The organism is Morganella sp. Je.2.23 (genome assembly GCF_051129855.1).
In the GTDB taxonomy this organism is placed as follows: Bacteria; Pseudomonadota; Gammaproteobacteria; order Enterobacterales; family Enterobacteriaceae; genus Morganella; species Morganella sibonii.
The window spans coordinates 122,887-140,996 of sequence record NZ_JBCPSQ010000008.1 but is presented as its reverse complement, the minus strand read 5'-3'; the positions used below and the strand labels follow the sequence as shown (position 1 = coordinate 140,996).

The 18,110-nt window shown below is 51.7% G+C and carries 15 protein-coding genes; 13 read left to right on the top strand and 2 right to left on the bottom strand.

Annotated features, from left to right (window positions below):
- Positions 1-27 precede the first annotated feature (27 nt).
- The 4 genes from AAZR23_RS19025 to AAZR23_RS19010 all read left to right on the top strand — a co-directional run bounded on the left by AAZR23_RS19025 (position 28) and on the right by AAZR23_RS19010 (position 5,535).
- Entirely contained in the window at positions 28-1,326 is a 1,299-nt protein-coding gene (locus AAZR23_RS19025) for an MFS transporter (protein ID WP_434694345.1), read from the top strand.
- A 327-nt stretch (positions 1,327-1,653) separates the two neighbouring features.
- Entirely contained in the window at positions 1,654-3,576 is a 1,923-nt protein-coding gene (gene dnaK, locus AAZR23_RS19020; protein ID WP_107680754.1) for a molecular chaperone DnaK, read from the top strand.
- A gap of 102 nt (positions 3,577-3,678) precedes the next feature.
- Complete coding sequence (gene dnaJ / locus AAZR23_RS19015; protein WP_107680755.1) at positions 3,679-4,824, top strand: molecular chaperone DnaJ; 1,146 nt, start codon at positions 3,679-3,681, stop codon at positions 4,822-4,824.
- A 132-nt stretch (positions 4,825-4,956) separates the two neighbouring features.
- A complete protein-coding gene (locus tag AAZR23_RS19010; RefSeq protein ID WP_434694342.1) occupies positions 4,957-5,535 on the top strand; it encodes a hypothetical protein in 579 nt (192 codons plus the stop codon).
- 12 nt (positions 5,536-5,547) lie between these two features.
- On the opposite strand, the gene AAZR23_RS19005 is transcribed toward AAZR23_RS19010, so the two are convergent.
- Positions 5,548-6,390, bottom strand: a complete 843-nt coding sequence (locus AAZR23_RS19005; RefSeq protein WP_218427360.1) for a DMT family transporter — start codon at positions 6,388-6,390, stop codon at positions 5,548-5,550.
- A 252-nt stretch (positions 6,391-6,642) separates the two neighbouring features.
- Between AAZR23_RS19005 and nhaA the strand changes: the two genes are divergently transcribed.
- Together nhaA and nhaR are read left to right on the top strand one after the other, a co-directional pair.
- Positions 6,643-7,821 (top strand): Na+/H+ antiporter NhaA, encoded by a 1,179-nt coding sequence (gene nhaA / locus AAZR23_RS19000; protein WP_052926318.1) that lies wholly within the window; start codon positions 6,643-6,645, stop codon positions 7,819-7,821.
- A gap of 90 nt (positions 7,822-7,911) precedes the next feature.
- Complete coding sequence (gene nhaR / locus AAZR23_RS18995) at positions 7,912-8,841, top strand: transcriptional activator NhaR (protein ID WP_046894114.1); 930 nt, start codon at positions 7,912-7,914, stop codon at positions 8,839-8,841.
- A gap of 61 nt (positions 8,842-8,902) precedes the next feature.
- On the opposite strand, the gene rpsT is transcribed toward nhaR, so the two are convergent.
- A complete protein-coding gene (gene rpsT / locus AAZR23_RS18990; protein WP_015422441.1) occupies positions 8,903-9,163 on the bottom strand; it encodes a 30S ribosomal protein S20 in 261 nt (86 codons plus the stop codon).
- A 351-nt stretch (positions 9,164-9,514) separates the two neighbouring features.
- On the opposite strand from rpsT, the gene ribF reads away from it, so the two are divergent.
- From ribF to carA, 7 genes are all read left to right on the top strand, one after another.
- Entirely contained in the window at positions 9,515-10,459 is a 945-nt protein-coding gene (gene ribF, locus AAZR23_RS18985; protein ID WP_166706954.1) for a bifunctional riboflavin kinase/FAD synthetase, read from the top strand.
- Positions 10,460-10,486: 27 nt separating this feature from the next.
- Positions 10,487-13,300, top strand: a complete 2,814-nt coding sequence (gene ileS, locus AAZR23_RS18980; RefSeq protein ID WP_434694340.1) for an isoleucine--tRNA ligase — start codon at positions 10,487-10,489, stop codon at positions 13,298-13,300.
- A gap of 3 nt (positions 13,301-13,303) precedes the next feature.
- On the top strand, positions 13,304-13,825 hold the full coding sequence (gene lspA / locus AAZR23_RS18975; protein ID WP_434694339.1) for a signal peptidase II: 522 nt from the start codon (positions 13,304-13,306) through the stop codon (positions 13,823-13,825).
- 222 nt (positions 13,826-14,047) lie between these two features.
- Complete coding sequence (gene fkpB, locus AAZR23_RS18970; RefSeq protein WP_046894117.1) at positions 14,048-14,479, top strand: FKBP-type peptidyl-prolyl cis-trans isomerase; 432 nt, start codon at positions 14,048-14,050, stop codon at positions 14,477-14,479.
- Between the two features lie 112 nt (positions 14,480-14,591).
- The gene (gene ispH, locus AAZR23_RS18965; RefSeq protein ID WP_218427364.1) at positions 14,592-15,542 is read left to right on the top strand and encodes a 4-hydroxy-3-methylbut-2-enyl diphosphate reductase; all 951 of its coding nucleotides are present in this window, start codon (positions 14,592-14,594) and stop codon (positions 15,540-15,542) included.
- A 177-nt stretch (positions 15,543-15,719) separates the two neighbouring features.
- Positions 15,720-16,535 (top strand): 4-hydroxy-tetrahydrodipicolinate reductase, encoded by an 816-nt coding sequence (gene dapB, locus AAZR23_RS18960; RefSeq protein WP_166706957.1) that lies wholly within the window; start codon positions 15,720-15,722, stop codon positions 16,533-16,535.
- A gap of 435 nt (positions 16,536-16,970) precedes the next feature.
- The gene (carA, locus tag AAZR23_RS18955) at positions 16,971-18,110 is read left to right on the top strand and encodes a glutamine-hydrolyzing carbamoyl-phosphate synthase small subunit (RefSeq protein ID WP_218427368.1); all 1,140 of its coding nucleotides are present in this window, start codon (positions 16,971-16,973) and stop codon (positions 18,108-18,110) included.

Here is an 18,110-nt window from a genome sequence, read left to right as displayed (position 1 = left end):
TAATGTAAAGACAGGAAAGGTGAACCCATGGCACAGACCATTCCCCGGACACTCAACCGGCAGGATTATAAAACACTCTCTCTCGCGGCCCTGGGTGGCGCACTCGAATTTTACGACTTTATTATTTTCATCTTCTTTGCCGTTACCATCGGCAAACTGTTCTTTCCGCCGGATATCCCTGCGTGGCTGGTGCAGATGCAGACTTTCGGGATCTTTGCTGCCGGCTATCTGGTGCGCCCGCTGGGCGGCATTGTGATGGCTCACTTCGGTGATCTGGTCGGCCGTAAAAAAATGTTCTCTCTCAGCATCCTGCTGATGGCGGTGCCGACACTTTGTATCGGTCTGCTGCCGACTTATGAATCTATCGGTATCGCCGCGCCGTTACTGCTTCTGCTGATGAGGGTCATGCAGGGGGCTGCGATTGGCGGGGAAGTCCCCGGTGCCTGGGTATTTGTCTCCGAACATGTGCCGAAGCACCGTATCGGTATTGCCTGCGGCACGCTGACAGCGGGACTGACGGTCGGTATTCTGCTCGGTTCGCTGGTGGCGATGATGATGGCGACACTCTTTACTGAAGCGCAGCAACTGGCATGGGGCTGGCGTGTGCCGTTCTTCCTCGGGGGGATTTTCGGCTTTGTGGCACTTTATCTGCGCCGCTGGCTGGCGGAAACGCCGATCTTTCAGGAGATGAAACAGCAAAAAGCACTGGCGAAAGAGCTGCCGCTGAAAACCGTCGTGGTGAATCACAAAGAAGCGATAGTGATCTCCATGCTGCTGACCTGGCTGCTCTCCGCCGGGGTTGTGGTGGTGATCCTGCTGACACCGGCCTATTTGCAGACGGAGTTCGGCCTGGCAAAAGCAGTGGTGTCTGTTGCTAATATGGCGGCGATTCTGGCGCTGTGCGGCGGATGTCTGGTCGCCGGTTATCTGTGTGACAAACTGGGTGCGTCAGTGGTCTTTACCTTCGGCAGCCTGCTGCTGGCGGTCTGTACCGGCTATTTTTATCTGACCGCCGGTGAGCCGGGTACGCCGCTGTCACTGACCTACGGACTGGCCGGATTCAGTGTCGGCGTGGTGGGGGCAGTGCCGTTTGTGATGGTGAACAGCTATCCGGCGGAGATCCGCTTCAGCGGTATTTCGTTTTCCTACAATCTTTCTTATGCCATTTTCGGCGGACTGACACCGGTTGTGGTTACGCTGTTCCTGAAATGGACCCCGCTGGCACCGGCGTACTACATGCTGGGGCTCTCTCTGATCGGCCTGCTGCTGGGGCTGTATATGGGGAAAGCGGCGGTGCGTCAGCGGATGATGGTGTTCAGCTCCTGATAACATCCGCTTTTATGCTGTATCAATTATGCTGTTTTAATGCCGTGCTGATATGACTGTCAGCGCGGCATTTTTCAGTGTTTCATCATTTTCTTTTAAATAATCTGTTTTTTTTTCATTTTCCCCTTGATGAATGCATTTATGGCCCCATCTAGTTGTCATCGGAAACTGAAACTCAGTTGAATCCCCTTTAACGCTGCGGATGTCCGGTACCGTCAGGAAATGTTCCGGGTGACGGGTGAGTAAAAATTTTTTCTTGAAAAGTGAAAATTGAACCTCATATACATCGGTAGCGTAAGACGAACAGAATTATTCGGAGGCCTTTAAATGGGTAAAATTATTGGTATCGACTTAGGTACAACCAACTCTTGTGTTGCTGTAATGGATGGTAATCAGGCACGTGTCCTGGAGAACGCAGAAGGCGACCGCACAACGCCGTCAATCATCGCGTATACACAGGATGGTGAAATCCTGGTCGGTCAGCCGGCAAAACGTCAGGCTGTTACCAATCCGCAGAACACACTGTTTGCAATCAAACGTCTGATTGGTCGTCGTTTTGACGATGAAGAAGTGCGCCGCGATATGAACATCATGCCGTACAAAATTGTCGGCGCTGATAACGGTGACGCATGGGTGGAAGCGAAAGGCCAGAAAATGGCACCACCACAGGTTTCTGCTGAAGTCCTGAAAAAAATGAAGAAAACCGCTGAAGATTATCTCGGCGAACCGGTAACCGAAGCGGTTATCACCGTACCTGCTTACTTTAACGATGCTCAGCGTCAGGCAACCAAAGATGCCGGCCGTATCGCAGGTCTGGATGTAAAACGTATTATCAACGAACCGACTGCAGCGGCACTGGCTTACGGCCTGGATCGTGAAGTGGGTAACCGTACTATCGCGGTCTTCGACCTCGGTGGTGGTACTTTCGATATCTCTATCATCGAAATCGATGAAGTTGACGGCGAAAAAACCTATGAAGTGCTGGCAACGAACGGCGACACTCACTTAGGTGGTGAAGACTTCGACAGCCGCATGATCAACTATCTGGTTGAAGAGTTTAAGAAAGAACAGGGTATCGATCTGCGTAACGACCCGCTGGCAATGCAGCGTCTGAAAGAAGCTGCCGAGAAAGCAAAAATCGAGCTTTCTTCCGCACAGCAGACTGACGTTAACCTGCCGTATATCACGGCGGACGCGACCGGTCCTAAACACATGAACATCAAAGTGACCCGTGCAAAACTGGAATCACTGGTTGAAGATCTGGTTAAACGCTCTATGGACCCGGTCAAAGTTGCATTACAGGATGCCGGTCTGTCAGTGAATGACATCAATGATGTTATCCTGGTAGGTGGTCAGACCCGTATGCCGCTGGTTCAGAAAACCGTTGCTGATTTCTTCGGTAAAGAACCGCGTAAAGACGTGAACCCGGACGAGGCTGTGGCTGTTGGTGCTGCGGTACAGGGCGGTGTGTTAGGTGGTGATGTTAAAGACGTGCTGCTGCTGGACGTTACCCCGCTGTCTCTGGGTATCGAAACCATGGGCGGCGTGATGACTCCGCTGATCGCGAAGAACACCACTATCCCGACCAAACACAGCCAGGTGTTCTCCACAGCGGAAGACAACCAGTCTGCGGTAACTATCCATGTTCTGCAGGGTGAGCGTAAACGTTCCGGTGACAACAAATCGCTGGGTCAGTTTAACCTGGATGGTATTCAGGCAGCACCACGCGGTATGCCGCAGATCGAAGTCACCTTTGACATCGACGCCGACGGTATCCTGCATGTGTCCGCGAAAGACAAAAACAGCGGCCGTGAGCAGAACATCACCATCAAGGCCTCTTCCGGTCTGAACGAGGAAGAGATCCAGAAAATGGTACGTGACGCGGAAGCGAACGCCGAAGCTGACCGTAAGTTCGAAGAGCTGGTACAGGTTCGTAACCAGGCTGATCAGCTGGTTCACGCCACCCGTAAACAGATTGAAGAAGCGGGTGACAAACTGCCGGGCGACGATAAAGTGAAAATCGAGCAGGCGGTAAGTGAGCTGGAAATCGCAGCCAAAGGTGAAGATAAAGCGGCTATCGAAGAGAAAACGAAAGCCCTGATCGACGCCTCTGCCAAACTGATGGAAATTGCCCAGCAGCAGGCGCAGGCAGGTGCAGCAGGTGCTGATGCCGCGCAGGATGCAGGTAAAAATGATGATGTTGTTGATGCTGAATTCGAAGAAGTTGACGACAGCAAAGACAAAAAATAAGGCCCTTAGCGGGCGCGGTGATGACTGTTATTAATCACTGAAAACCGGCACGGGCGTTGAGGAAACTCTGCGCCCGTGTCTGTGTGTTAAGGGACAAAACGGATGGCAAAAAAAGATTACTATGAGGTGTTGGGCGTCTCGAAATCTGCGGATGATAAAGAGATTAAAAAAGCCTACAAACGCCTTGCGATGAAATATCACCCTGACCGTAATCAGGGCGATAAAGACGCGGAAGATAAATTTAAAGAAGTTAAAGAGGCTTACGAAATCCTCACCGACGCACAAAAACGTGCGGCTTATGACCAGTACGGCCACGCGGCATTTGAGCAGGGCGGTATGGGCGGCGGCGGCGGATTTGGCGGCGGCGGTTTCGGCGGTGCTGACTTCGGTGATATCTTTGGTGACGTCTTCGGTGATATTTTTGGTGGTGGTCGCCGTCAGCAACGCGCGGCACGCGGAGCAGACCTGCGTTACAACATCGAACTGACCCTTGAAGAAGCGGTTCGTGGTGTGACCAAAGAGATCCGTATTCCGACCCTGGAAACCTGTGATAAATGTCACGGCAGCGGGGCGAAAGAAGGTACTGAGCCGCAGGAGTGTCCGACCTGTCACGGTATGGGCCAGGTGCAGATGCGCCAGGGCTTCTTTGCGGTGCAGCAGGCGTGTCCGACCTGTCATGGTCGCGGCAAAATCATCAAAGACCCGTGCAGCAAATGTCATGGTCACGGACGTGTTGAACGCTATAAAACCCTGTCGGTCAAAATTCCGGCCGGGATGGACAGCGGCGACCGTATCCGTCTGACCGGTGAAGGTGAAGCAGGCGAAATGGGGGCTCCGGCAGGCGATCTGTATGTCGAGGTTCATGTCCGTCAGCACAATATCTTCGAACGTGACGGCAGCAATCTCTACTGTGAAGTGCCGATTGGCTTTACTGTTGCGGCGCTGGGTGGTGAGATTGAAGTACCGACACTCGACGGACGCGTTAAGCTGAAGATCCCGGCAGAAACCCAGACCGGCAAAATGTTCCGTATGAAAGGCAAAGGTGTCAGACCGGCGCGCGGCGGAATGCAGGGTGACCTGATGTGCCGTGTCGTGGTGGAAACTCCGGTGAAACTGAGCGAAAAACAGAAAGAACTGTTACGTGAGTTCGGTGAATCCGTTGATGGCCAGAGCGGTCAGGACAATACCCCGAAAGCAAAACGCTTCTTTGACGGCGTGAAGAAATTCTTTGATGACCTGACCAAATAAGTCACTGTCAGATAAGTTATATCAAAACCGGCCGGAAAATTTTTCCGGCCGGTTTTTTTGTGTGCTTTATACAAGCATTCAGCGCCGGTTTTTTTATTCTGTTTTAACCATTTATTCGTTAAGGCAAACAATATGAAAATCACCGGTCAGGCAGTATCTGTTACAGAATTAATTAAGGATACATCAGAAAAGTTCGGAAACGGCGGACTTCGTCGTTTTATCTCAGAGATTAAAAATTCGCAGGAACAACTGTTTGGCGATACATTCGAGCGGGCTGAACTATTAGGAACCAGAAACTTTGTTGTATTGAAGAATATGTTCGCATCTGACATTGGGGATATAACTCCTTTCAAAAATATCTCGGATGAAATTAAGGTGTACCGGGAAAGCCAGTCAGCTTTCTGCCGTTTCTTCAAAGGCCGTGTTCTGGATAAAATTCAGAAACAATGCACCAAAATTATTGAAATCAATAAGGAATGCAGCCGTTCCCCGGTATCGCTCCATGACGCAACACTGCCGGATTCCGCGGTTTATACTACCAAAGAGATTATGGGGAAACATAAGGATCTGGGACTTTTTGTGCTTGAGAAAAGCCTGCGCGCCGTAAAGTATGGTGCTCCGGTAAATCTGGCCGATCCGGATAAACGTACACAAGTTACAATACAGACCAGCGGTACAGTTGAGTTGCCGGTACCTCAGCCGGTCGTATGATAAAAAACCGGACTAACCGCCCAGTTTTGTCACAATTACTCCGGCCACAATAATACAGGCGGCCAGAATCCGGGTGGGTGTCAGTTTTTCTTTCAGGAAATACGCGGAGAGCAGTAGTGCGAACAGCACACTGGTCTCCCGTAACGCCGCGACAATCATGATCGGTGCTTGTCCCATCGCCCATATCACAATGCCGTAGCTGAAGATTTGCAGGATGCCGCCGGTCAGTCCGGGCTTGCTGTAACGCAGAAAATCACGGGTGAAGTGGTGGCGGTAACGGGCAAAACCCATGACGACCATCACCAGACCGTTCAGGGCGAACAGCCAGAAAATATAAGTCAGTGAATCTGTACTGCTGCGGGCACCGAAGCCGTCGGAAAGTGTGTAACAGGCCGTAAAAAAGGCGGTGATAACCGCATATATCAACCCGCTGCGGATATGCCCGGAAGCTCTGTGTCTGAGGGCGGGAAGAAGCACACCGGTAATAATCAGCAGAATACCGGCCAGAGAGAGCAGGGGCAGGTGTTCACCAAACAGGAGTACCGCAAACAGGGTCGTCAGCAGCGGGGCACAACCCCGGGAAACGGGGTAAATCTGGCTGAGATCACCCTTTGAATACGCTTTGCTCAGGCAGATGGCATAACCGATATGAAACAGGGCGGACAGTATCAGCCACTTTACGGCTGCCGGATCCGGCAGGCCCAACCAGAACAGGGCGGGAACAGAGACTGCACCGGACCAGATGGTCATCACTGCGATACCCAGGAAGCGATCCTGACCAAATTTAATCACTGCATTCCAGGATGCATGAAAAAAAGCAGCAAACAGAACAGCAATAAACAGCGTGGCGGACATGGGGTAACCCGTTTTATTCAGTGAACGGCAGTAACGATAGCAGAATATCTGCCGGAAAGCGGGGTTATACAATGCATTTCACAGAAATAAAAATGTTAATATATGGTTAATTTAAGCGGGTTTGTCAGGAAATTCCGTGATATAAGCCTCTTGTTATCAGTAATAACCGAGTTATTATTGCTGAATAATCTGCTTTTTTCGAGTTGATTGTTTGCATATTATTAACGCCGACAGTCTTAAAGGAGTTAACTCATGACCGCAATTATCCGACAGTTCTTAAAACTCGAAGCCGCAGGCGGCATACTGCTGATTATTGCCGCACTGATCGCGCTGGTAATGGCGAATACGCCGCTGTCAGCGGTGTATCAGTCGTTTCTTGATATTCCTGTTGCTGTAAAATTTGCGGCACTGGAAATTGATAAGCCCTTGTTATTATGGATTAATGACGCCCTGATGGCGATATTTTTCCTGGTCGTCGGGCTGGAAGTAAAAAGGGAGCTGATGGTCGGCTCTCTGGCCGGGCGCGATAAAGCGATGTTTCCTGCGATTGCCGCACTCGGCGGTATGGTCGCGCCGGCACTGGTCTATCTGCTGTTTAACGGCGGGGATGCCGCCGCCGCACAGGGCTGGGCGATTCCGGCCGCGACAGACATTGCATTTGCACTCGGCGTGATGGCTTTACTGGGCAAGCGGGTGCCGACAGAACTGAAAGTCTTTCTGCTGGCGCTGGCGATTATTGATGACCTCGGGGTTATCGTCATTATCGCGCTGTTTTACACCAAAACTGTCTCACTGACAGCACTGCTGCTGGCTGCGCTGATGGTGGTTGTACTGTGTGTGATGAACCTGCGCAACGTCAGTAATACCGCCGCCTATATGATTGCGGGGCTGATATTGTGGGTGTGTATTCTTAAATCCGGCGTACATGCCACACTGGCCGGGGTGATCGTCGGCTTCCTGATCCCGCTGCGGAGCAAAGATGGTGAGCACTCACCGTCAGAGGAGCTGGAACATGTGCTGCATCCGTGGGTGGCGTATCTGATCCTGCCGCTGTTTGCCTTTGCTAATGCCGGTGTCAGTATTCAGGGAATTTCATTCGACGCACTGATGGGAACACTGCCGCTGGGGATCCTGCTCGGCCTGTTTATCGGGAAACCGCTGGGGATTTTCACCGCATGTCTGATTTCGGTAAAACTGGGCTTTGCAAAACTGCCGGAGAGGATTACTCTTAACCATATATTTGCCGTATCGGTGTTATGCGGGATCGGTTTTACAATGTCTATCTTTATCGCGGGACTGGCATTTACCGGACTTCCTGAGGCATTTAACACCTACTCCAAGCTGGGAATTCTGATTGGTTCCACGATGGCAGCAGTTGTCGGGTTGTTCCTGCTCCATTCCGTGTTACCGAAGAAAACAGTCCGGCAGTAACCTGTGATTCACCGGCCTTCCCGGCCGGTGAATACAACAGAATTTCCGAGTTAAACATCAAAAAAAGATAAGGTCTGTCCGGGAAAAACTATGCGAGTCTCCCATTTAAACTACAATCACCTCTATTATTTCTGGCATGTCTGTAAAGAAGGTTCGGTGGTGGGGGCGGCAGAAGCCCTCTATCTGACCCCGCAAACCATCACCGGCCAAATCAAAGCACTGGAAGAGCGCCTTGATGGCAAGCTGTTTAAGCGCCAGGGACGCGGCCTGGTGCCGTCGGAGCTGGGCCAGCTGGTATTCCGCTATGCGGATAAGATGTTTATGCTCAGCCAGGAAATGCTGGATATTGTCACTTACAGCCGCGAATCCAATCTGTTGTTTGATGTCGGGGTCGCCGATGCGCTGTCAAAACGTCTGGTCAGCAAGGTGCTGGAAACGGCGGTGATGGAGCATGAACAAATCCATCTGCGTTGTTTTGAATCCACTCACGAAATGCTGCTCGAGCAGCTCAGCCAGCACAAACTGGACATGATCCTCTCCGACTGTCCGGTGGATTCCACTCAGCAGGAAGGGTTGTTTTCCGTGAAGCTCGGGGAGTGCAGTATGAGTTTTTACTGCCGCCAGCCCGCGCCGCAGAAGCCGTTCCCGGAATGTCTGGAAGAGCGCCGTCTGCTGGTTCCCGGCCGCCGCTCAATGCTCGGCCGTCAGTTACTGACCTGGATACGCAATAAAAACCTGGAAGTGGAAATTCTGGGTGAATTCGATGATGCGGCGCTGATGAAAGCATTCGGTATGTATCACAACGCGATTTTTGTTGCGCCGTCGCTCTACACGAAAGGTATTTTTGCTGACAGTGATATTGTCGAGCTGGGAACGGTGGACACTATCAAAGAAGAGTATTATGTGATTTTTGCTGAGCGCATGATCCAGCATCCGGCGGTTCAGCGGGTGTGTAACAAGGATTTCTCTGCACTGTTCAGCGGTTCGCAGTCAGCCGCGGATATCGGTCTGCCGGACTGAGGCAGAAAAAGGACATAAAAAAACCGGCGTGAGCCGGTTTTTTTATGTCTGCACAATCAGATTACATTGCTTTGATCTGAGCAGCCAGGTTCGCCTTATGACGGGCAGCCTTGTTCTTATGGATCAGGCCTTTAGCAGCGTGACGATCCACAAGTGGTTGCATGTCATTAAATGCGTTCTGAGCAGCTTCTTTGTCGCCGGCAGCGATAGCAGCGTAAACCTTCTTGATAAAGGTGCGCACCATAGAACGACGGCTAGCGTTATGCTGACGACGTTTTTCAGACTGAATGGCGCGTTTCTTAGCTGATTTGATATTAGCCAAGGTCCAACTCCCAAATATATTCTTCGAGGACAATACAAAGGTGGAGGAATATGCCTGCTCCGCTTTATTTTGTCAATGGATTTGTGCAAATATGCGTCGTTGTACAGCGACGCAAATGTACGTTGTGATGGGCGGGGATTTTATCAGTTTACTCATCGGGAATACAGCCCTTACGCGGAAAAAAGTCGTCTGAATGGTAAGATTCTGACGAAAAAAATGATTTTTCACTTTCCGCGCAGAGAGATGCCCCGCTTTTTGTGCAGAGAATTCGCGATTCAGCCGCATTAGTGGGTTAACCTGACGCGGCGGACAAGGTATAATCAGACTAATTTTGACTGTATTGAGCCGGCTATGGAGCTAATTCGCGGTACTCACAATATTCGTGCGCGTCACCATGGTTGCGTGCTGACTATCGGTAATTTTGATGGCGTTCATCGCGGACATCAGGCATTACTGTCACATCTGGCGCAGGAAGGAAAACGCCTGGGGCTGCCGTCGGTCGTCATGATCTTCGAGCCGCAGCCGCTGGAATTTTTTGCACCGGATAAAGCGCCGGCACGCCTGACCCGGCTGCGCGATAAGGTAAAATATCTTGCGCAGTACGGTGTGGACTACTTATTGTGTGTTAAATTCAGTAAACAATTCGCATCACTGACACCGGATGCCTTTATCTCACACCTGCTGGTTGAACAGCTGGGGGTGAAGTTTCTGGTGGTCGGGGATGATTTTCGTTTCGGAAAAAATCGTCAGGGCGATTTTAACGGGCTGTGTGAAGCGGGGAAACAGTATGGTTTCACGGTCCGCAGCACGGAAAGTTTTTGTGATAACGGCAAACGGATCAGCAGTACGGCCATCCGCCGTGCGCTGGAAAATGACGATCTGGCACAGGCCGAAGCATTGCTCGGTCACCCTTACCGCATCAGCGGACGGGTGGTTCACGGCAATGAGCTCGGGCGTACCATCGGCTTTCCGACCGCCAATATCCCCCTGAAACGTCTGGCCGCACCGGTACACGGTGTGTATGCCGTGGACGTATACGGCCTCGGGCCGCATCCGCTGCCGGGTGTGGCCAATATCGGCTCCCGCCCGACAGTACAGGGTAAGGGCCAGCAACTGGAAGTTCATCTGATTGATGCGTCTATGGATTTATACGGGCAGCATCCGGATGTGGTACTGCGCAAGAAATTGCGAAATGAACAGCGGTTTGCCTCACTTGATGAGCTGAAAGCGCAAATTGCGCGGGATGAGATTGCGGCAAGGGAATTTTTACAATCCAACCCCTCGTTATGTGTTTAACGGAATAATATTGGAACTGAGAATCGAATGAGTGACTATAAAAATACCCTGAATCTCCCGGAGACAGGGTTCCCTATGCGCGGGGACTTAGCAAAGCGCGAACCTGACATGCTGAAACGCTGGTACAAAGAAGGTCTGTATCAGGCGATCCGTAAAGCCAAAACCGGTAAAAAAACCTTTATCCTGCATGACGGTCCTCCGTATGCAAACGGCAGCATTCACATTGGTCACTCAGTCAATAAAATTCTCAAAGATATTATTATTAAATCCAAAGGCATGGCCGGTTTCGATTCCCCGTATATTCCGGGCTGGGACTGCCATGGCTTACCGATTGAACACAAAGTAGAACAGGTGATTGGCAAACCGGGTGACAAAGTCACGCCGGCTGAGTTCCGTGCCGCCTGCCGCGAATACGCAAAAGAGCAGATTGAAGGCCAGAAGGAAGACTTTATCCGTCTGGGCGTGCTGGGTGACTGGGATCATCCGTACCTGACCATGGACTTCAAAACCGAAGCGCACATTATCCGCGCACTGGCAAAAGTGATTGCCAACGGCCATCTGGTCAAAGGGGCGAAACCGGTTCACTGGTGTACCTCCTGTGCCTCTTCCCTGGCGGAAGCGGAAGTGGAATATTACGACAAAACCTCTCCGTCCATTGACGTGCGCTTCACTGCCGTTGATGCGGATGCCGTCTGCGCCAAATTCGGCGTGAAAAATGACGGTCTGCCGGTCTCTCTGGTTATCTGGACCACCACGCCGTGGACCTTACCGGCGAACCGCGCTATTTCTCTGAACCCGGAATTTGATTATCAGTTAGTCCGCGTAAATGACGAGCGCCTGATTCTGGCTGCCGATCTGGTGGAAAGCGTGATGAAACGCGCCGGTATCACCAGCTGGACTGTTGAAGCGGACTGCAAAGGCAGCGACCTGGAACTGCTGCGCTTTAATCATCCGTTTATGGGCTTTGATGTTCCGGCTATCCTCGGCGATCACGTCACCCTGGATGCGGGTACCGGTGCTGTGCATACCGCACCGGGCCACGGTCCTGACGACTATGTGATCGGCCAGAAATACGGTCTGGAAACCGCTAACCCGGTCGGTCCGAACGGCTGCTATGTCAGCGGTACCTATCCGTCACTGGATGGCGTGTTTGTGCTGAAAGCCAATGACATCATTCTGGAACTGCTGAAAGAAAAAGGTGCACTGCTGCACAGCGAAAATATCTCGCACAGCTATCCGTGCTGCTGGCGTCACAAAACACCGGTCATCTTCCGTGCCACACCGCAGTGGTTTATCGGAATGGATGTGAACGGCCTGCGTTCGCAGTCTCTGAATGAAATCAAAGGCGTGAAATGGATTCCGGGCTGGGGTGAAGCACGTATCACCGCGATGGTGGAAAACCGTCCGGACTGGTGTATTTCCCGTCAGCGCACCTGGGGCACACCGATGTCTCTGTTTGTTCACAAAGAGACTCAGGAGCTGCATCCGCGCACGCTGGAACTGATGGAAGACGTCGCCAAACGTGTGGAAGAGCACGGTATTCAGGCGTGGTGGGATCTCGACCCGCGCGACCTGCTGGGTGATGATGCCGATATCTATGAAAAAGTGCCGGATACGCTGGATGTCTGGTTTGACTCCGGTTCTACCCATTCTGCGGTAGTGGATGCCCGTCCGGAGTTCCATGGCAATTCTGCGGATATCTATCTGGAAGGTTCTGACCAGCACCGCGGCTGGTTTATGTCCTCACTGATGCTTTCCACCGCGATGAAAGGCAAAGCGCCGTACCGCGAAGTGCTGACTCACGGCTTTACCGTGGATGGTCAGGGCCGCAAAATGTCTAAGTCTCTGGGTAACACCGTCAGTCCGCAGGACGTGATGAACAAACTCGGTGCAGATATTCTGCGTCTGTGGGTGGCTTCTACTGACTACTCCGGTGAAATCGCCGTTTCGGATGAAATCCTGAAACGCTCTGCGGATTCTTACCGCCGTATCCGTAACACCGCGCGTTTCCTGCTGGCCAACCTCAATGGCTTCAATCCGGAAACCGATATGGTGAAACCGGAAGAGATGATTGTGGCAGACCGCTGGGCTGTCGGCCGTGCACAGGCTGCACAGGCAGATATCCTGAAGTCCTATGAAGCCTATGATTTCCATGAAGTGGTGCAGCGTCTGATGCAGTTCTGCTCAGTGGAAATGGGGTCGTTCTATCTGGATATCATCAAAGATCGTCAGTACACCGCGAAAAGTGATGGCCTGGCCCGCCGCAGCTGTCAGACCGCGCTGTTCCACATCGCGGAAGCACTGGTTCGCTGGATGGCACCAATTATGTCCTTCACCGCAGATGAAATCTGGAATGTGATGCCGGGCAAACGTCCGCAGTACGTCTTCACCGAAGAGTGGTATGACGGCCTGTTCGGGCTGAATGCACAGGAAAGCATGAATGATGATTACTGGGCAGTCCTGCTGGCAGTACGTGGTGAAGTTAACAAGGTACTGGAACAGGCCCGTGCTGATAAACTGATCGGCGGCTCGCTGGAAGCAGCCGTTACCCTGTATGCGGATGATGCCCTGGCGGCACAGCTGAACAGCCTGGGTAATGAACTGCGTTTCGTACTGCTGACCTCTCAGGCTGATGTGAAACCACTGTCTGCGGCACCGGAAAGTGCGGTAAACAGTGAGCTGGCCGGCCTGCGTATCGGCTTCGGCAAAGCGGAAGGCAGTAAGTGCCCGCGTTGCTGGCATTATACGACTGACATCGGTCAGGACAGTGAACATCCTGAACTGTGCGGCCGCTGTGTGACTAACGTAGCCGGAAACGGTGAAGAACGTAAGTTTGCCTGATAAATGAAAAAACCACTGTGTTCGACCGGATTACGCTGGCTGTGGCTGGCGGTCCTGGTACTGGTACTGGATGCTATTTCAAAGCAGCTGATTTTAGCGAATTACGGGCTGCATGAATCCACATCTCTGATGCCGTACTTTAATCTGACCTATGTGCGGAATTACGGTGCCGCATTCAGCTTCCTCGCATCTCAGGGCGGCTGGCAGCGCTGGTTCTTCACAGCGGTGGCTATCGGTATCTCCGTGACATTATTAGTGATGATGTACCGCACCAGTGCGCGCAACAAACTCAGTAATATTGCGTATGCACTGATTATCGGCGGGGCGATCGGCAATCTGCTCGATCGCCTGATGCACGGCTTTGTGGTGGATTACATCGACTTCTATGTCGGTGACTGGCACTGGCCGACGTTCAACCTGGCGGACAGCTGGATCATCATCGGGGCGGGGCTTATCATTATTGAAAGCTTTATCCCTGACGGTAAGAAAGGCGACAAACCAGAGAACAAGGCATCATCAGACTGATGACCCGGATATCCGCCGTCAGGCGGATATCCGGTCGTTGACAAACCTGCAGGGATTGGCAACGGCCGACAGAGGTTGTAAAAATAAACCAGGAAAATCAATTTATTGATTTTCGGCAGATAACACAAAGCAGGAAAAACCACGTTTTATCCTGCTTTGTCAGCAATCTCATATCCGCCGCCGGGCGGATATTTTTTATCTGATACAGAGAGTAATAATCATATGCAGGTTGCAGAACATCACAGCGTATTACTGGATTACACCCTGAAACTGTCTGACGGCTCGGTGGCGGATTCCACTGAGGCGCAGGGTAAACCGGCACTGTTCCGTCTCGGTGACGGCAGTTTGTCAGCGGCGCTGGAGCAGCAATTACTCGGTTTATCTGCCGGAGATAAAAAAACCTTCACACTGCCCGGTGAGGCGGTTTTCGGCAAACCTAGCCCGGATTTGATTCAGTTTTTCTCCGCCTCCGATTTCCTGGAAGCCGGCTTGCCGGAAACCGGCACGATCATGCTGTTTACCGCAATGAACGGCAGCGAAATGCCGGGAATTATCAAATCTGTCACAGAGGACTCCGTTGAAGTGGATTTTAACCATCCGTTGTGCGGGCAGGATGTGACGTTTGATATCAGCGTCCGTGACGTCACTGCCTGATACACAGAGCAATAATTAGCATTACGGTCCGGGGGATGGCTCTGGTATAGTAGCGCGCAAATGTTGAATTTTTGTTTTACTGCCCGTCCGGGCGATGGTTTGGAGGCTGAACGTGCGTATTTTACTGGCTAACCCGCGGGGGTTCTGTGCAGGTGTTGACCGGGCAATCAGTATTGTGGAGCGGGCGCTGGAGTTATACGGTGCGCCTATCTACGTCCGTCATGAAGTCGTGCACAACCGCTATGTGGTCAATGATCTGCGTGAGCGCGGTGCGATTTTCATTGAGGAAATTTCGGAAGTGCCGGATAACGCCATTCTGATTTTCTCCGCTCACGGTGTCTCGCAGGCGATCCGTCAGGAAGCACGTTCCCGCAACCTCACTATGCTGTTTGATGCCACCTGTCCGCTGGTCACCAAGGTGCATATGGAAGTCGCCCGCGCCAGCCGCAAAGGCAAAGAAGCCATTTTGATCGGCCACGCCGGGCATCCGGAAGTGGAAGGGACGATGGGGCAGTACAACAACCCGGAAGGCGGCATGTATCTGGTGGAATCCCCGGAGGATGTGTGGAAACTGACAGTCAAAGATGAGGAAAATCTCAGCTTTATGACGCAAACCACACTGTCCGTTGATGATACATCGGAAGTTATCGATGCGCTGAATGCCCGCTTCCCGAAAATCATCGGTCCGCGTAAAGATGATATCTGTTATGCCACGACTAACCGTCAGGAAGCGGTACGCGATCTGGCCGGTCAGGCGGATCTGGTGCTGGTGGTCGGCTCTAAAAACTCATCTAACTCCAACCGGCTGGCGGAACTGGCGCAGCGGGTCGGAAAACCCTCTTATCTGATTGATTCTGCTGATGACATCAATCCCGTCTGGCTGCGTGATGTCGATACTATCGGCCTGACAGCCGGGGCATCCGCACCGGATGTGCTGGTGCAGCAGGTGATCAGCCGTCTTCAGGAACTGGGGGCGGATGAGATCAGCCAGCTTGAAGGGCGTGAGGAAAATATTATCTTTGAAGTCCCGAAAGAGTTACGGATGGATATCAAAGAGGTCTGATACCGAAAAGCAGAACAGAGGTTCTGCTTTTTTTTGTCTGCTGCCCGGTGAATACAGTTTTACTGATAATCTGCGGGCTGTATTGTGATTTTCTGATGATAACGGCGGGTAACTGGTAATCCGGCCGGACAGCCGTTAATCTGCTGACATACAGACAGAAAACTGAGGATAACAAATATGAGTAAGTTACGGCTCGCGGTAGCGGGTGCAGGTGGCCGCATGGGACGCCAGCTGATTCAGGCAATTGCACAGAATGATGATGTGGTGCTGGGGGCGGCATTTGAACGCGAAGGCTCCTCACTCACCGGAACCGATGCCGGTGAGCTGGCTGGTATTGGCCGCAATGGTGTGCTCCTGACGGCTGACCTGAACAGTGAGAAAGATAATTTTGATATCCTGATTGATTTCACCCGCCCGGAAGGCACGCTGACACACCTGGCGTTCTGTACCGCTAACAGAAAGGGAATGATTATCGGCACCACCGGGTTTGATGACGCCGGAAAAGCCGCCATTGCACAGGCCGCACAACACATTCCTGTGGTTTTTGCGGCGAATTTCAGTGTTGGCGTCAATCTGGTGCTGAAACTGCTGGAAAAGGCTGCCAAAGTCATGGGCGACTATACTGATATTGAAATTATTGAAGCACACCATCGTCACAAAGTGGATGCTCCGTCCGGAACAGCACTGGCGATGGGAGAATCGATTGCCGGGGCACTGGGGCGTGACCTTAAGGATTGCGCGGTTTACAGCCGTGAAGGTTACACCGGCGAACGGGAGCGGAATACTATCGGATTTGCCACTGTACGCGCCGGAGATATTGTGGGTGAGCACACCGCGATGTTTGCGGATATCGGCGAACGTGTTGAAATCAGTCACAAGGCCTCAAGCCGGATGACATTTGCAAATGGTGCAGTTAAGGCAGCGGTATGGCTGAGTGATAAAAATAACGGTTTATTCACCATGAAGGATGTGCTTGATCTGGAAAATTTATAATAAAATATAAATTATAACAGGATGATAAAGCAGTGATATTTTTAGTTGTCACTGCTTTTGGTTCTGTTTTTTCTGTTTTTTATCAATAATTGTTATTTGTAAGTATCATCATCTATTTTCAGCGCTTTTTTATCTCTGTTTTTTCCTTTTTCATCCCTTTTTCCGGTTGTGAGCCTTTTTTTCAGTAATCTCATCATAAATTCAGCATAAATCTGATAATGAAGATGTTTTATCGCTGTCTTCCTGACTGTTTTGATCGTGATGAGTAAAAAAATATAAAAAAGTCGATTTTTTCTGGACAACTGCCCGTTCGATCTTTAGAATGCGCCGCAATTTGTCAAAAATTGGTTAAATTTTTATTTTGGCATTGCTTTATAGCCCCAATTCTGAATTAATATGCACTAATTGTGATTTATTATTCCTCCGGAGGGTGTTGTGTTTAAGTCAGCAATCCTGGTTCTGCAAGACGGAACCACATTTCACGGACGCGCCATCGGCGCAGAGGGTGCCGTTACCGGCGAAGTCGTTTTTAATACCTCGATGACGGGGTATCAGGAAATTCTCACCGACCCCTCTTATTCCCGCCAGATAGTCACTCTCACTTATCCCCATATTGGTAATACCGGCACTAACAGTGCTGATGAAGAATCCCCGGATGTGTATGCGCAAGGCCTCGTTATCCGTGACCTGCCGCTGACCACCAGTAATTTCCGCAGTGAAGAAAGCCTCTCTGAATACCTGAAACGCCGCAACGTCGTGGCAATCGCCGATATTGATACCCGCAAACTGACCCGCTTACTGCGTGAGAAAGGCGCTCAGAACGGCTGTATCATCGCCGGTGAACATCCGGACGCGGCACTGGCGCTGAAAAATGCACAGAGCTTCAGCGGGCTGAACGGGCTGGATTTGGCGAAAGAAGTGACGACCGCGCAACCATACAGCTGGACACAGGGTTCATGGACACTGGACGGCGGCTTACCGGCGGATAAAACCGCGGAAGAACTGCCGTTTCATGTGGTGGCGTATGACTTCGGTGCCAAGCGCAATATCCTGCGCATGCTGGTTGATCGCGGCTGCCGCCTGACCGTTGTACCGGCGCAGACCCCGGCAGAAGACGTACTGAAAATGGCCCCGGACGGTATTTTCCTCTCCAACGGCCCCGGGGACCCGGCACCGTGTGATTATGCGATTGACGCAATCACACGCTTCCTGGAAACCGATATCCCGCTGTTCGGTATCTGCCTGGGACACCAGTTACTGGCGCTTGCCAGCGGTGCAAAGACCATCAAAATGAAATTTGGTCACCACGGCGGCAACCATCCGGTCAAAGATATTGAAAATAATGTGGTGATGATCACCGCACAGAACCACGGTTTTGCGGTGGATGAGGCGACGCTGCCGGCCACACTGCGCGTCACGCATAAATCACTGTTTGACGGCACATTGCAGGGGATTCACCGCAATGATAAACCCGCATTCAGCTTCCAGGGTCACCCCGAAGCCAGCCCGGGCCCGCACGACGCCGCCCCGCTGTTCGACCACTTTATTGAACTGATGAAAAACGCCCGTCACTAA

Bases quoted from the DNA above. Each gene is read 5' to 3' on its own strand.
- AAZR23_RS19025 (WP_434694345.1), top strand. From the start codon at position 28: ATGGCACAGACCATTCCCCGGACACTCAACCGGCAGGATTATAAAACA.
- dnaK (WP_107680754.1), top strand. From the start codon at position 1,654: ATGGGTAAAATTATTGGTATCGACTTAGGTACAACCAACTCTTGTGTT.
- dnaJ (WP_107680755.1), top strand. From the start codon at position 3,679: ATGGCAAAAAAAGATTACTATGAGGTGTTGGGCGTCTCGAAATCTGCG.
- AAZR23_RS19010 (WP_434694342.1), top strand. From the start codon at position 4,957: ATGAAAATCACCGGTCAGGCAGTATCTGTTACAGAATTAATTAAGGAT.
- AAZR23_RS19005 (WP_218427360.1), bottom strand. From the start codon at position 6,390: ATGTCCGCCACGCTGTTTATTGCTGTTCTGTTTGCTGCTTTTTTTCAT.
- nhaA (WP_052926318.1), top strand. From the start codon at position 6,643: ATGACCGCAATTATCCGACAGTTCTTAAAACTCGAAGCCGCAGGCGGC.
- nhaR (WP_046894114.1), top strand. From the start codon at position 7,912: ATGCGAGTCTCCCATTTAAACTACAATCACCTCTATTATTTCTGGCAT.
- ribF (WP_166706954.1), top strand. From the start codon at position 9,515: ATGGAGCTAATTCGCGGTACTCACAATATTCGTGCGCGTCACCATGGT.
- ileS (WP_434694340.1), top strand. From the start codon at position 10,487: ATGAGTGACTATAAAAATACCCTGAATCTCCCGGAGACAGGGTTCCCT.
- lspA (WP_434694339.1), top strand. From the start codon at position 13,304: ATGAAAAAACCACTGTGTTCGACCGGATTACGCTGGCTGTGGCTGGCG.
- fkpB (WP_046894117.1), top strand. From the start codon at position 14,048: ATGCAGGTTGCAGAACATCACAGCGTATTACTGGATTACACCCTGAAA.
- dapB (WP_166706957.1), top strand. From the start codon at position 15,720: ATGAGTAAGTTACGGCTCGCGGTAGCGGGTGCAGGTGGCCGCATGGGA.